The following is a 12,827-nucleotide window of genomic DNA, read 5'->3' as shown; positions in this document are numbered from 1 at the left end:
GGCCAGCGGGTCACAGTTGGCCCATCAGGATCAGCGCCTGACCGCACCAATAGGCAGGCCAGAGCGTCAGGGCCAAGAGGCGGCGCGGCGCGACGAAGAGATGGATGGCGAGGAGCAGGTCCGAGAGGACGAACAACCCCGCGCCGATGCGGGTGAGGGTCTGGTCCGGCGGCAGGCTCAGCGCCGCCAGCGCCATCAGCGAGATGATGAGCACATAGGCCCGGACCGGCCAGCGCAACCCGCCCGTGCGCGGGATCAGCCAGAATTCGGTCGAGATCGCCAGCGCCAGCATGACCAGCCCCAGGGGCCAGATCTGTCCGACGCCCGCTGGCGTCCACATCATCAGGATATAGGCCAGATGCCCGGCGGCAAAGGCGCCCATGCCGGCCAGAAAGGCGGGCTGGCCGGGGCGCGACAGGGCGAAATCGCCAGCAGCGCCGAGGGCGAGGCCGGCGATCAGCAAGGGCGGCGCGTCTGCCAGCAGGGCGGTGAGGGCCAGAAGCGCGGTCGCGGCGGTCTTGGCGATGCTGCCGGCCCAAGACGGCGCGGCCCCGGCATGGCGCAGCCCGTAGATCGCGGCAAAGCCGGCGGCGAGCCAGATCACGCGGCGAGGTCCTTGCCCATGAAGATCAGGTCGTGGAAGGTGCCGAACTTCCAGCCCGCCGCCGGGATGCGGCCCCAATGGGCATAGCCCATGCGGTCGTGGAACCGCACCGAACCCTCGTTGCTGGCGGTGATGGCGCCGATCATCAGCCGGTGGCCGGCGGCGCGGGCGTGATCTTCCAGCGCGATCATCAGCGCGCGGCCTGTCCCTGTGCCCCGCGCCTCGGGTGCGACATGGATGGTGTGCTCCATGGAACGCGCATAGCCGCCGCCGCCGCGAAACTGGGCATAGCTGGCAAAGCCGATGATCGCGCCATCGGCCTCCATGACCAGATGCGCAAAGCCCTGTCTCTGACGCTCGGCGATGATCGCCGCAATCTCGGCCTCGCCGCGCTCGGTCGGCCAGAAGGTGATGGCGGTGTCGCGGATGATCGGGTTCCAGATCGCGGCGATGGCAGCGGCATCCTCGGCGCGGCTGTCGCGGATCACAGGCTGACCTCGCCCTGGTAGCTGACGATCCGGGCCGAGAGGCCAAGGGGGCCGGTGGTCTCGGTGATGCGCGGATCGGTGAGCGCCAGCGTGGGCGGGTTCGGATGCGAGAGCGTCAGTGCGGTCAGGCGCAGGCTCTGCTCGGGCATCCGGCTGGTCGGATGCGGGCCATCGCCCCAGTCGATCAGCAGGGGCGCGATGCCATTCGCAGCCGAGACCCCGCTGTCGGGAATGGCGATGCGCCAGCTGAGGTCGCCCCGGCTCGCCTCGCTGATCGTGCTGCCCTCGGGTGCGGTCAGCGGGCTGCTGCGGGCGACCCAGGCCACCAGTCGCGGCGGGCCGCTGAAGTGATCCAGTCCGAACCAGCGGGGCCGCGACGGGGCCGGGGCCTCGGGGTCGATTGCGATGACTTCCAGGTATTCGCGCCCGCCCAAGTGCCACAGCGCATTATGCGTGCCCATCAGCGGGTGCTTGCCGCCGGGCAGGGGCGGGGTGCCGAGCCGGGCGGTCAGCCAGTCCACCCCCTCGGCCAGCGTTTCGGCGGCGATGACGATGTGGTCGAGGGCCAGCGCGGTCATCAGCCTCAGCCCCGATGCGCCCCGGCAGCCAGTTCGGACACGAAGCCCAGAATTTCGGGCACCGGGCGGCCTTCGCCGATCATCTTGACGATGGCGCTGCCAACCACGCAGCCATCGGCGACGCTGGCCACGGATTCTGCCGCCTCGGGGGTCGAGATGCCGAAGCCCACCACGACCGGCAGGCCGGCGGCGGCGCGGATGCGGGCGACCTCGGGGGCCACTTCGGCGGCATTGGCGGCGGGGCCGCCGGTGATGCCGGTGACAGAGACGTAGTAGACGAAGCCGCTCGTATTCTTCACCACGGCGGGCAGGCGGCGGTCATCGGTGGTGGGGGTGGCGAGGCGGATGAAATTGAGCCCGGCCTTGCCGGCGGGGATGCAGAGTTCTGCATCTTCCTCGGGCGGCAGATCGACGACGATCAGGCCGTCGACACCGGCCTCGACCGCCTCTTCGAGAAAGCGATCGACTCCGCCGCGCCTTGCATAGATCGGGTTGTAATAGCCCATCAGCACGACGGGCGTGGTGGTGTCGGTCTTGCGGAATTCGCGCAGCATCGCGAGCGTGCGGGTGACGCTGCCCCCCGCCGCCAGTGCCCGCTGGCCGGCGTGCTGGATCGTGGGGCCATCGGCCATCGGGTCGGTGAAGGGCATGCCCAGTTCGATGATGTCGACGCCGGCGCCGGGCAGGCCGCGCAGGATCTCGGCGGTGGTCGCCTCGTCGGGGTCCGAGGCCATGATATAGGCCACGAAAGCCTTTTTGCCCTCGGCCTTGAGCCGCGCGAAAGTGTCGTCGATTCTGGTCATATCCCGCCCCGTCTTGTCCGGCTGTTAGCACTAGCTTCTCTGAGCCTGCGGTGCAATGCGGCGGACAGGAGACCCGGCCCGGAATCCAGCGCGAAGCGCGCCGGGCCAGCGGACGACCGCCCTCCGGGCGTCCGCTTTGGTGACGGTCAGAGCTGAACAGCTGTTCGATGTGGTGGCGCCATAAAGCGCCTGCATCCAACCGCCTCAGCGGAAGCCCGCTGTCGCCCGATGCCCCTCTGCCGCGCCTATTGCGGCTCGGTCATGATCATCCAGCTGGTTCCAAAGCGGTCCGTGACCATGCCGAAGGCGGGCGAGAAGAAAGTCGGGCCGACCTCCATCGCGATCCGCTGCGCATCCGCCTTCAGCGCGTCGAAGACCCGGTTCACCTCGGCGGGCGAGGGCAACGAGATCGCCACCGAGGCCCCGGCCATGCGCTCGCCGCCGAATTGCGGCGGCATGTCGGCGCCCATCAGCAACCCGCCATCGGGCAGAGTGACCGATCCGTGCATGATCCAGCCCGCCTGCTCGGGCGGCAGGCTCGGCATCCCGTCGCCCGGCGGCATGTCCGAGAAGGGCATCAGCTCCAGCGTGCCGTCGAAGATCTCGGCATAGGTGGTGAAGGCCGGGCGGCATTCGCCCTGAAAAGAGAGATAGGGGATGAACTGCATGAGAGGATCCTTTCCGCCGTCAGGCTGGACTTGTGCCCGCCCCGGCTCTAAGTAACCGCCGAATTCAGGAAAGGTTGCAATCATGGGCTTTCGCATGGGGATCGTCGGGCTGCCGAATGTCGGCAAGTCGACGCTGTTCAACGCGCTGACGAAAACCGCCGCCGCGCAGGCTGCGAATTTCCCCTTCTGCACCATCGAGCCGAACGTGGGCGAGGTGGCGGTGCCCGACCCGCGGCTGGACAAGCTGGCGGCGATTGCCACCTCGAAACAGATCATCCCGACGCGGATCACCTTCGTTGACATCGCCGGTCTGGTGAAGGGCGCCAGCAAGGGCGAGGGGCTTGGCAACCAGTTCCTCGCCAATATCCGCGAGGTCGATGCCATCGCCCATGTGCTGCGCTGCTTCGAGGATGGCGACGTCACCCATGTCGAGGGCCGCGTTGACCCGATCGCCGATGCAGAGGTGATCGAGACCGAGCTGATGATCGCCGACATGGAATCGATCGAGCGTCGTCTGGCCAACCTGCAGCGCAAGCTGAAGGGCGGCGACAAGGAGGCGGCGGCGCAGGAAAAGCTGATGAAGGCGGCGCTGGTGGCGCTGGAGGCCGGTCAGCCCGCGCGCACCGTCAAGGTCGATGACGAGGACCGCAAGGCCTGGAACATGCTGCAGCTGCTGACCGCCAAGCCCGTGCTTTACGTCTGCAATGTCGAGGAAGAGAACGCGGCCAAGGGCAACAGCCAGTCGGCCCGCGTGGCCGAGATGGCGGCGGCGCAAGGCAATGGCTCGGTGGTGATCTCGGCCAAGATCGAGGAAGAGATCAGCCAGTTGCCCGCCGATGAGCAGGAGATGTTCCTCGGCGAGATGGGGCTGGAAGAGGCCGGGCTGGATCGCCTGATCCGCGCCGCCTATGACCTTCTGGGCCTGCAGACCTATTTCACCGTCGGCCCGAAAGAGGCCCGGGCCTGGACCATCCGCAAGGGCACGCTGGCGCCGCAGGCGGCAGGCGAGATCCATGGCGATTTCGAGAAGGGTTTTATCAGGGCCGAAACCATCGCCTATCTCGACTACGTTGCCGGGAATGGCGAGGCGGGGGCGCGCGAGGCCGGCAAGCTGCGCGTCGAGGGCAAGACCTACGAGGTCAAGGACGGCGACGTCCTGCATTTCCTCTTCAGCGGCTGATCCTCGCCCTCCTTCGACCTATGTCCCATAGGGTGCGGCGCATTGCGCCTCGCCCCGTTGCGCCCGCATTTGCTATGGTTTCCCTGGGGAGGAACCATCCTTATGCGCAAATCCCATGCCGATTTCGTGGCCGAGCAGTCGCAATCCGCCAGCGCGGCTTCGGCGCTGGTCAGCTCGTGGCGCCGGTCGTTGGTGAAATACGGACTCGACCCGGCGGCGACGCGGCTGCCGGCGCGGGTGCTGGGGTCGGAACTTGCCGGGCGGCGCGAGGCGATGGACCTGCTCATGCATGTCGCCCATCCGCAACTCGATCAGTTGTTCGAACTGGTCGGCCTCTCGGGCTGCAACGTGCTTCTGACCGATGCCGAGGGGCTGGTTCTGGCGCAGCGGGTGCGCGACGGCGATGCGGCGCAATTCGCCGGTTGGGGCCTCAGCGAAGGGTTCGACTGGTCCGAGGCGGCGCAGGGCACCAATGGCATCGGCACCTGCCTGGCCGAGGGCAGGGCGCTGACCATCACCCGCGACGAGCATTTCCACACCCGCAACACCGCCATGTCCTGCATGGATGCACCGATCTGGGGCCCGGACGGGCGGCTGATCGCGGCGCTGGATGTCAGTTCGGTCCGCCCGGTGCAGGCCGATGACTATAACCGGCTGATCGCGGCGCAGGTGGGGCAGGCGGCGGCCTCGATCGAGGCGCTGCTGTTCCGCGCAAGTTTCCCCTCGGCCCGCATCGTGCTGGCCTCTGAGGAGCGGCTTGCCCAACATCTTTCGGGCGGCGCGGCGCTGATCGCGGTCGACGAGGATGACCTGACCATCGGCGCCACCCGCGCCGCCCGCAAGCTGCTGGGCCTGCCGCGCGAGGGCGAGATCCGGCCGCGCCCGGCCTCGGATGTGCTTCAGCGCGACGAGGGGATGCGGGGGTTCGACAAGGGCGAGCGCGCGGCGATTGCGCGGGCGCTGGCGCGGGCCGACGGCAATGCCTCGGCGGCGGCGCGGGCACTGGGGATCGGGCGGGCGACGCTTTATCGCCGGATGGCAAAACTGGGCTTCGAGCAGAAATAAGCGGGTGACTGTCTCGCCCGTGAGACAGTCGCCCGGTCTCGCCCAAGACCCCCGGATTGTGCGAATCCGCCGCTCTGGCACCTTCCTTCCATCACCGGCGCGAGGCCGCCGGCGGAATCCTGAGGAGGAGATTTTAAGCATGGCCAACGATCAATCACCGCATTTCCAGGGCGCGACCGCGATTCCCTTTGCCCCGCGCTATGACAACTTCATCGGCGGCAAATGGGTCGCCCCGCGTGACGGGCGCTATTTCACCAACACGACCCCGATCACCGGCGGCGGCGTGGGCGAGATCGCCCGCTCGAGTGCGGCCGATATCGAGCTGGCGCTGGACGCCGCCCATGCCGCCAAGGACAAATGGGGCGCCACCTCGACCACCGAACGGTCGAACCTGCTGCTGAAGATCGCCGATCGGATGGAAGCCAATCTCGAGCGTCTGGCGATTGCCGAGACCTGGGACAATGGCAAGCCGATCCGCGAGACCATGGCCGCCGATGTGCCGCTGGCCATCGACCATTTCCGCTATTTCGCCGGCGTGTTGCGGGCGCAGGAGGGCGGGATTTCCGAGATCGACCACGACACCATCGCCTATCACTTCCACGAGCCGCTTGGCGTCGTCGGACAGATCATCCCGTGGAACTTCCCGCTGCTGATGGCGGCGTGGAAGCTGGCCCCGGCACTGGCCGCCGGCAATTGCGTGGTGATGAAGCCGGCCGAACAGACCCCGGCCAGCATACTCGTGTTCATGGACGTGATCGCCGACATCCTGCCGACGGGTGTGCTGAACATCGTGAACGGTTTCGGCCTCGAGGCCGGGAAGCCGCTTGCCTCGAACCCGCGCATCTCGAAGATCGCCTTCACCGGCGAGACGACGACCGGCCGGCTGATCATGCAATACGCCTCGGAAAACCTGATCCCGGTGACGCTGGAACTGGGCGGCAAGTCGCCCAACATCTTCTTCGACGATGTGGCGCGTGAGGATGACGATTTCTTCGACAAGGCGCTGGAAGGCTTCACCATGTTCGCGCTGAACCAGGGCGAGGTCTGCACCTGCCCGTCGCGCGCACTGATCCAGGAATCGATCTATGACCGCTTCATGGAGCGCGCCATCAAGCGTGTCGAGGCGATCCGTCAGGGCGATCCGCGCGCGCTGGAGACGATGATCGGGGCGCAGGCCTCGGGCGAGCAGAAGGAAAAGATCCTTTCCTATATCGACATCGGCCGGAAAGAGGGGGCGGAACTGCTGACCGGGGGCGCCGCCGCCGATCACGGGGGCGAGCTCAGCAGCGGCTATTATGTCCAGCCGACCGTCTTCCGTGGCAACAACAAGATGCGCATCTTCCAGGAAGAGATCTTCGGTCCGGTGCTGTCGGTCACGACCTTCAAGACCAAGGAAGAGGCGCTCGAGATCGCCAATGACACGCTTTACGGTCTGGGTGCCGGTGTCTGGTCGCGGGATGTAAACACCTGCTACCGCTTTGGCCGCGCCATTCAGGCGGGCCGGGTCTGGACCAACTGCTACCACGCCTATCCGGCCCATGCGGCCTTCGGCGGCTACAAGCAGTCCGGCATCGGGCGCGAGAACCACAAGATGATGCTCGACCACTACCAGCAGACCAAGAACATGCTGGTCAGCTATAGCCCGAAGAAGCTGGGCTTCTTCTGAGCCACGGGACAGGATGGGGGCCGCGCGGCCCCCATTCCAGTTTGGGAGGAAAGCCATGTCGACAGTCACCGCCACGCCCGCCGCGCTGGATCTGCTGGCCGAGATCGTCGCCGATCATGGCCCGGTGATGTTCCACCAGTCGGGCGGCTGCTGCGACGGGTCTTCGCCCATGTGCTATGCGCAGGGCGAGTTTCGCCTGTCCGAGCGCGACGTGAAGATCGGCGAGATCGGCGGCGCGCCCTTCTATATCTCCGCGAGCCAGCACGAGGCGTGGAAGCACACCGATCTGATCATCGACGTGGTGGCTGGACGCGGCGGGATGTTCAGCCTCGACAATGGCCGCGAGCGGCGGTTCCTGACCCGCTCGGAGATTTGCGGCATCTGAGGGTGCGTCAGCCCTGTGCCAAGGCGCCTGCCGCTGCTGCGCGGATCGCGCGGGTCAACGGCTTCAAGGCGTTTGCCGTCACCCGCGCCACCTGCCAGTGCAGGGCGATGTCGAGCGCGGTGCCGGGTATCAGCGGGACAAGCCGCCCCGCTGCCAGGTCATCCCCGATCAGCACATCCGGGTTCATCCCCCAGCCCATCCCCAACCGGGTCGCCGCCGCAAAAGCCTCCGTCGAGGGCACGAGATGGGTGGGCGGGCTGATCCGCCGTCCCGTCACCTGCATGAGCCAGCGCGATTGCAGCGCGTCCTTGGTGTTGAAGGTCAGCAGCGGCGCTTGCGCCAGCGCCTGGGGCGTCACGCCAGCGGTGAAATGCCGGGCGATGAAATCCGGGCTGGCCACCGCCTGGTAGCGCATGGCGCCAAGCGACAGGCTGTCGCAGCCGGGCAGGGGGCCGGGCTGGGCGGTAATGGCGGCGGCGACCTGGCCGGCACGCAGCCATTGATCGGCATGGTCCTGATCGTCGATGACCAGGTCCAAGAGGCCTGGTGCCGCCGCCAGCGCCGGCATGGCCCAGCTGGCGAGACTGTCGGCATTCACCGCGACGCGGATCAGCGGCACGGCACCCGTGCCGTCCTCGCCCAGTTCCGACTCCAAGAGGCGCACCCGATCGAAATGGGCGATCAGCCGCGCCCCGGCCTCGGTCGGCACGGGCGGCGGTCCGCGATGGACCAGCACCACGCCCATGCGATCCTCGAGCCCGCGGATGCGTTGCGAGATGGCCGATTGCGTGACGCCAAGTGCCGAGGCCGCACCCTCGAACGAGCCGCGACGGATGACCTGGGCGAGGGCAGCAAGGGCAGGGTAGTCGAGCATGGGGTGATAAGTCTGGCTAATGCTGATGCAGATGAATGAATTTCACTTATGTGACGCCGCATGGCAAGAGGCTTTGCAAGCAAAGGAAAGACCGCCATGCACGCCTATCTCACCGGATTTGCCACGGGACTGTCACTGATCGTTGCCATCGGGGCGCAGAACGCCTTCGTGCTGAAGCAGGGCCTGCTGAGGCAGCATGTCTTTGCCGTCTGCCTGTTCTGCGCGGCCTCGGACGCCCTGCTGATCGCGCTTGGTGTCAGCGGCATGGGCAAGATCGCAGAACTGGCGCCCTGGGCGATGGTGGCGATGAAATACGGCGGCGCGGCCTTCCTGATCTGGTATGGCGCGCGGGCCTTTCTGGCGGCCTCGCGCGGGGGCGAGGCGCTGCAGGCGCGGGCCAATGGCGCGGGGGCGGGGCTGGCCGCGACGCTGGCGACCATCGCCATGCTGACCTGGGCCAACCCGCATGTCTATCTGGACACGGTGTTCCTCTTGGGCGCGGTCTCGGCCAAGTTCACCCAGAAAACCGCCTTCGCCGCCGGCGCCATCACCGGCTCTTTCGCCTTCTTCTTTGCGCTCGGCTATGGCGCAAGGCTGCTGGCCCCGGTCTTCGCCCGGCCGCGCTCGTGGCAGGTGCTGGAATTCGCCATCGGCTGCATCATGTGGGCCATCGCCGCCAAGCTGCTGTTGGGGTAGTAGGCCAGTGCGGCCCACAAGCGATCCTGCTTGCGCCCGGATTGGAATGCGTTCATTTGCAGATGATGCAACTCGACACGAGCACACGGCAAGACCTGCAGGGCATCGGCTGGATGCTGCTGACCGGGCTGTGCTTTGTCGCGGTGAACGGCATCGTGCGCGGGCTCGAGGGCGCGCTGCCCGCCCCGCAGGCGGCCTTCATCCGCTTTCTCTTCGGGCTGGCTTTCCTGCTGCCGGTGATCGTGCCGACGCTGAAGCAAGGCTTTCCCGCTGATGTCTGGCGGCTGTTCCTTCTGCGCGGCGCGCTGCATGTCGCGGCGGTGATCGCCTGGTTCTATGCCATGTCGCGGATCACCGTGGCTGAGGTGACGGCCATCGGCTTCCTGAACCCGATCATGGTGACCATCGGCGCGGCGCTGATCTTTGGCGAGAAGCTGGCGGTCCGCCGTATCCTTGCCATCGCGGTCGCGCTGGTCGGCGCGCTGGTGGTGCTGCGTCCGGGCCTGAGGCCGATGGATCCCGGCCACCTGTCGCAGGTGGCGGCGGCGGTCTGTTTCGGCCTCTCCTATCTCATCGCCAAGCAACTGGCCGAGCGCGTGCCGGCGACGGTGGTGGTGGCGATGATGTCGCTGACCGTCTCGATCGGGCTGGCACCGCTGGCGCTGATGGACTGGGTGCCGCCGACGCTGGAGCAGATCGCCTGGCTGGGGCTGGTTGCGGTCTTTGCCACCGCCGGGCATTACACCATGACCCGCGCCTTTGCCGCAGCCCCCCTGACCGTGACCCAGCCCGTCACCTTCCTGCAACTGGTCTGGGCCAGCCTTCTGGGCGTCTTCGTCTTCGGCGAGCCGGTCGATGCCTGGGTGCTCGTGGGCGGTGCGATGATGATCGGGGCAATCAGCTATATCACCTGGCGCGAGGCGCGGGTGCGGGCCCGCACCGTCACCCCGCCGGTGAACGCCACCAAGGCGTAATCCCTACTCCGCGCAGACCCCCATGGCGCTGGCGAAGGGCTGGTCGCTGAGCGCCATCTCGCCCGCGTCGATCTGGATCGGGCGGAAGGGCGGCATGTCCTGAATGGCAGGCTGCACCTGCGTCAGGCGGTAGCAGCCGGTATAGACCGTTTCCGTGCCATCTGTCGCGGTGGCCCGCAACGCCACCGGCACGGACGAATGGATGCTGCCTGTCGCGCCCTCGGACTGGACTTCGCCGACGCGCAGTTTGACGCTGTCGGTCCCGGCATAGCCATCACGGAACCCCGGATAGTCGGGCGCATCGTCGGGATCGTAATAGCTCCAGGCGCGCAGGTATTCGTGGCGGTCGATGGCATTGTAGAACGAGATCACCACGCTTTCGGGCGAGGAGCGGTCGTCCATGAAGACATTGGGCTGTGTCTCGGCCAGCGCCGGACCGGAGAGCGCGATGAGAAGCAAGGCGGGCAGGGTGCGAGGCATGAGACCTCCTTTGCGCGGGCAAAACCAGATGCCGCCAGCCTGACGGGCCAGCGGCAAAGGTTCAATGCACAGCTGCGGGAGGAGCGCCCTAGCGGTTCGGCCAAAGGGCCGCGTGGCGGTTCACGTCCTTGTAGAGCAGATAGCGGAACGGCCCCGGACCGCCGGCATAGCAGGCCTGCGGGCAGAAGGCGCGCAGCCACATGAAATCGCCGGGGCCGACCTCGACCCAGTCGCGGTTCAGGCGATAGACCGCCTTGCCCTCGAGGACGAACAGCCCGTGCTCCATCACATGGGTCTCGGCAAAGGGGATGCTGCCGCCGGGCTGAAGGGTGACGATGGTGACATGCATGTCATGGCGCAGGTCGGTCGGGTCGACGAAGCGGGTCGTGGCCCATGCGCCGTTGGTGTCGGGCATGGCGTTGGGGGGGACGTCCTGTTCCTGCGTCACGATCACATCGGGCTTGCCGATGCCCGGTGCCGGCTGCCAGCGCTTGCGCCACCAGTGAAAGCCGGTCTTGCCATCTGTCGCATTGCGCAGCGACCATGCGGTCCCGGCGGGGATATAGGCATAGCCGCCCGGCGTCAGGACGTGATCCTTGCCGTCGATGGTGGCGCGCAATTCGCCATCGGTGACGAACAGCACATGCTGCACCTCGGGATCGCCATCGGGCGCATCGCTGCCGCCGCCCGGTGCCAGTTCGACGATGTACTGGCTGAAGGTCTCGGCAAAACCCGAGAGCGGCCGGGCGATCATCCACATGCGCATCCCGTCCCAGCCCGGCAGATAGCTGGTGACGATATCGCGCATGGTGCTGCGCGGAATGACGGCATAGGCCTCGGTAAAGACGGCGGTGTCGGTGGTCAGGTCGGTCTGCGGCGGCAGGCCGGCGATCGGGCCGGTATAGGTGCGGGTCGGGGGGGTGGTGGTCATTTCAGGGCCTCGTGCAGGCGAAGTTCGGCGATGCGCATGACCTGACGTTCGGCCTCGGCGCGTTCGGTGGCGGTGTCGTTCTCGACCCGGCGGGCCATGGCGCGCTGGATGCCCGCCTTGTCATGGTCGCGCACGGCAATGATGAAGGGGAATCCGTGCTTGGCGGTATAGGCGTCGTTCATTCGGGTGAATTCGGCCTTCTCGTCGTCGGTCAGCGCGTCAAGACCCGCACTGGCCTGTTCCGAGGTGCTTTCGGCGGTCAACCGTTTCGCTGCTGCCAGCTTGCCGGCAAGATCGGGGTGGGCGATCAGCACGCCAAGCCGTTCCTCGTCGCTGGCGCTGCGGAAGACCTGCGCCATGCGGGCGGCCAGACCCTCGGCGCTGTCATGGACCGCGCCCAACTCACCCTCCCAGACCCGTTCGGCGATGAAGGGCGAATGCTCGTAGATGCCGCCGAAGGCCTGCACGAAGGCATCGCGCTCCAGTTGCGAAGGGCGCGGGCGCGGCTGGTAGGGATGTTCGCGCGCCCAGTGCCGGGCGATGTCGAGGCGAGAGGCGAACCAGACCCCTTCATGGCTGCGGGCATGGTCCAGGAACTGCTGGATCGCCTTGGCCCGGCCCGGACGCCCGGCCAGACGGCAATGCAGCCCGATCGACATCATCTTCGGCGCCCCCGCCGCGCCCTCGGCATAAAGCACGTCGAAGCTGTCGCGCAGGTAATCGAAGAACTCGACCCCGGTGCCGAAGCCCTGACCGGAGGAGAAGCGCATGTCATTGGCGTCCATCGTATAGGGCACCATCAGCTGCGGCTTGCCCTTGTGGACATGCCAATAGGGCAGGTCGTCGGCGATGGTGTCGGCCAGATATTCGAACCCGCCTTCCTCGCAGCCAAGCGCCACCGTGTTCATCGAGGTGCGGCCCTGATAGAAGCCGTGCGGCCGCTCGCCCGTGACCTCGGTATGGATGCGGATGGCCTCGGCGATATGCTCGGCCTCCACCTCGGCGGGGATGTTGCGATAGTCGATCCATTTCAGCCCGTGGGTGGCGATCTCCCAGCCAGCGGCCTGCATGGCCTCGACCTGCCCGGGGCTGCGCTGCAGCGCATGGGCGACGCCGTAGACGGTGACGGGAATGTCCTTCAGCATCCGGTGCAGCCGCCAGAAGCCGGCGCGGGCGCCATAGTCGTAGATCGATTCCATGTTCCAGTGCCGCTGGCCGGGCCAGGGCTGGGCGCCGATGATCTCGGACAGAAAGGCCTCCGAGGCCGCGTCGCCATGCTCGATGCTGTTCTCGCCGCCCTCTTCGTAATTGACGACGATCTGCACGGCGATCCGCGCGCCGCCCGGCCATTTCGGATCGGGGGTCTGTTCGCCATATCCTCGCAGGTCGCGGCTGTAGCGCATGGGGCGGGCTCCTTGCTGATGTCTGCCAGAAG

General features: G+C 67.1%; 15 protein-coding genes. 6 read left to right on the top strand and 9 right to left on the bottom strand.

Translation table 11 applies throughout. The features are described from left to right. Window positions 1-10: 10 nt before the first annotated feature. From Q1A36_RS00355 to Q1A36_RS00335, 5 genes are all read right to left on the bottom strand, one after another. Complete coding sequence (locus Q1A36_RS00355; protein ID WP_299838110.1) at window positions 11-604, bottom strand: lysoplasmalogenase; 594 nt, start codon at window positions 602-604, stop codon at window positions 11-13. Beyond that, the gene (locus Q1A36_RS00350) at window positions 601-1,092 is read right to left on the bottom strand and encodes a GNAT family N-acetyltransferase (RefSeq protein WP_299838108.1); all 492 of its coding nucleotides are present in this window, start codon (window positions 1,090-1,092) and stop codon (window positions 601-603) included. The genes Q1A36_RS00355 and Q1A36_RS00350 overlap by 4 nt, the downstream gene beginning before the upstream one ends. After that, window positions 1,089-1,670 carry a VOC family protein gene (locus Q1A36_RS00345; RefSeq protein ID WP_299838105.1) on the bottom strand — a complete coding sequence of 194 codons (582 nt, stop codon included), beginning with the start codon at window positions 1,668-1,670 and terminating at the stop codon, window positions 1,089-1,091. Before Q1A36_RS00345 ends, Q1A36_RS00350 begins: the two co-directional genes overlap by 4 nt. 5 nt (window positions 1,671-1,675) lie before the next feature. Beyond that, complete coding sequence (gene trpA / locus Q1A36_RS00340) at window positions 1,676-2,473, bottom strand: tryptophan synthase subunit alpha (protein ID WP_299838102.1); 798 nt, start codon at window positions 2,471-2,473, stop codon at window positions 1,676-1,678. A gap of 245 nt (window positions 2,474-2,718) precedes the next feature. Continuing rightward, entirely contained in the window at window positions 2,719-3,141 is a 423-nt protein-coding gene (locus Q1A36_RS00335; protein ID WP_299838099.1) for a VOC family protein, read from the bottom strand. Between the two features lie 82 nt (window positions 3,142-3,223). Between Q1A36_RS00335 and ychF the strand changes: the two genes are divergently transcribed. The 4 genes from ychF to Q1A36_RS00315 all read left to right on the top strand — a co-directional run bounded on the left by ychF (window position 3,224) and on the right by Q1A36_RS00315 (window position 7,437). Then, on the top strand, window positions 3,224-4,321 hold the full coding sequence (gene ychF / locus Q1A36_RS00330) for a redox-regulated ATPase YchF (protein WP_299838097.1): 1,098 nt from the start codon (window positions 3,224-3,226) through the stop codon (window positions 4,319-4,321). Window positions 4,322-4,423: 102 nt separating this feature from the next. Then, window positions 4,424-5,386 (top strand): GAF domain-containing protein, encoded by a 963-nt coding sequence (locus Q1A36_RS00325; protein WP_299838094.1) that lies wholly within the window; start codon window positions 4,424-4,426, stop codon window positions 5,384-5,386. Window positions 5,387-5,525: 139 nt separating this feature from the next. Next, entirely contained in the window at window positions 5,526-7,052 is a 1,527-nt protein-coding gene (adh, locus tag Q1A36_RS00320; protein WP_299838091.1) for an aldehyde dehydrogenase, read from the top strand. Window positions 7,053-7,107: 55 nt separating this feature from the next. Beyond that, window positions 7,108-7,437 (top strand): DUF779 domain-containing protein, encoded by a 330-nt coding sequence (locus Q1A36_RS00315; RefSeq protein ID WP_299838088.1) that lies wholly within the window; start codon window positions 7,108-7,110, stop codon window positions 7,435-7,437. Between the two features lie 7 nt (window positions 7,438-7,444). Here Q1A36_RS00315 and Q1A36_RS00310 read toward each other — a convergent pair whose 3' ends face one another. After that, window positions 7,445-8,311: a LysR family transcriptional regulator ArgP gene (locus Q1A36_RS00310; protein WP_299838085.1), complete on the bottom strand. Its 867-nt coding sequence runs from the start codon at window positions 8,309-8,311 to the stop codon at window positions 7,445-7,447. 96 nt (window positions 8,312-8,407) lie between these two features. On the opposite strand from Q1A36_RS00310, the gene Q1A36_RS00305 reads away from it, so the two are divergent. Together Q1A36_RS00305 and Q1A36_RS00300 are read left to right on the top strand one after the other, a co-directional pair. After that, on the top strand, window positions 8,408-9,007 hold the full coding sequence (locus tag Q1A36_RS00305) for a LysE/ArgO family amino acid transporter (protein WP_299838082.1): 600 nt from the start codon (window positions 8,408-8,410) through the stop codon (window positions 9,005-9,007). A 65-nt stretch (window positions 9,008-9,072) separates the two neighbouring features. Continuing rightward, window positions 9,073-9,981 (top strand): DMT family transporter, encoded by a 909-nt coding sequence (locus Q1A36_RS00300; RefSeq protein ID WP_299838079.1) that lies wholly within the window; start codon window positions 9,073-9,075, stop codon window positions 9,979-9,981. A gap of 3 nt (window positions 9,982-9,984) precedes the next feature. On the opposite strand, the gene Q1A36_RS00295 is transcribed toward Q1A36_RS00300, so the two are convergent. The 3 genes from Q1A36_RS00295 to puuE form a co-directional block, all read right to left on the bottom strand. After that, window positions 9,985-10,461: a hypothetical protein gene (locus tag Q1A36_RS00295; protein WP_299838076.1), complete on the bottom strand. Its 477-nt coding sequence runs from the start codon at window positions 10,459-10,461 to the stop codon at window positions 9,985-9,987. Window positions 10,462-10,549: 88 nt separating this feature from the next. Further along, entirely contained in the window at window positions 10,550-11,392 is an 843-nt protein-coding gene (locus Q1A36_RS00290; RefSeq protein ID WP_299838073.1) for a bifunctional allantoicase/(S)-ureidoglycine aminohydrolase, read from the bottom strand. Continuing rightward, window positions 11,389-12,795 carry an allantoinase PuuE gene (puuE, locus tag Q1A36_RS00285; RefSeq protein WP_299838071.1) on the bottom strand — a complete coding sequence of 469 codons (1,407 nt, stop codon included), beginning with the start codon at window positions 12,793-12,795 and terminating at the stop codon, window positions 11,389-11,391. Before puuE ends, Q1A36_RS00290 begins: the two co-directional genes overlap by 4 nt. Between the last annotated feature and the right edge of the window lie 32 nt (window positions 12,796-12,827).

It is taken from the genome of uncultured Paracoccus sp. (assembly GCF_947487305.1).
GTDB lineage: Bacteria > Pseudomonadota > Alphaproteobacteria > Rhodobacterales > Rhodobacteraceae > Paracoccus.
Note: the sequence above shows the minus strand (reverse complement) of the source record. Positions and strands in the feature narration are given on the sequence as shown.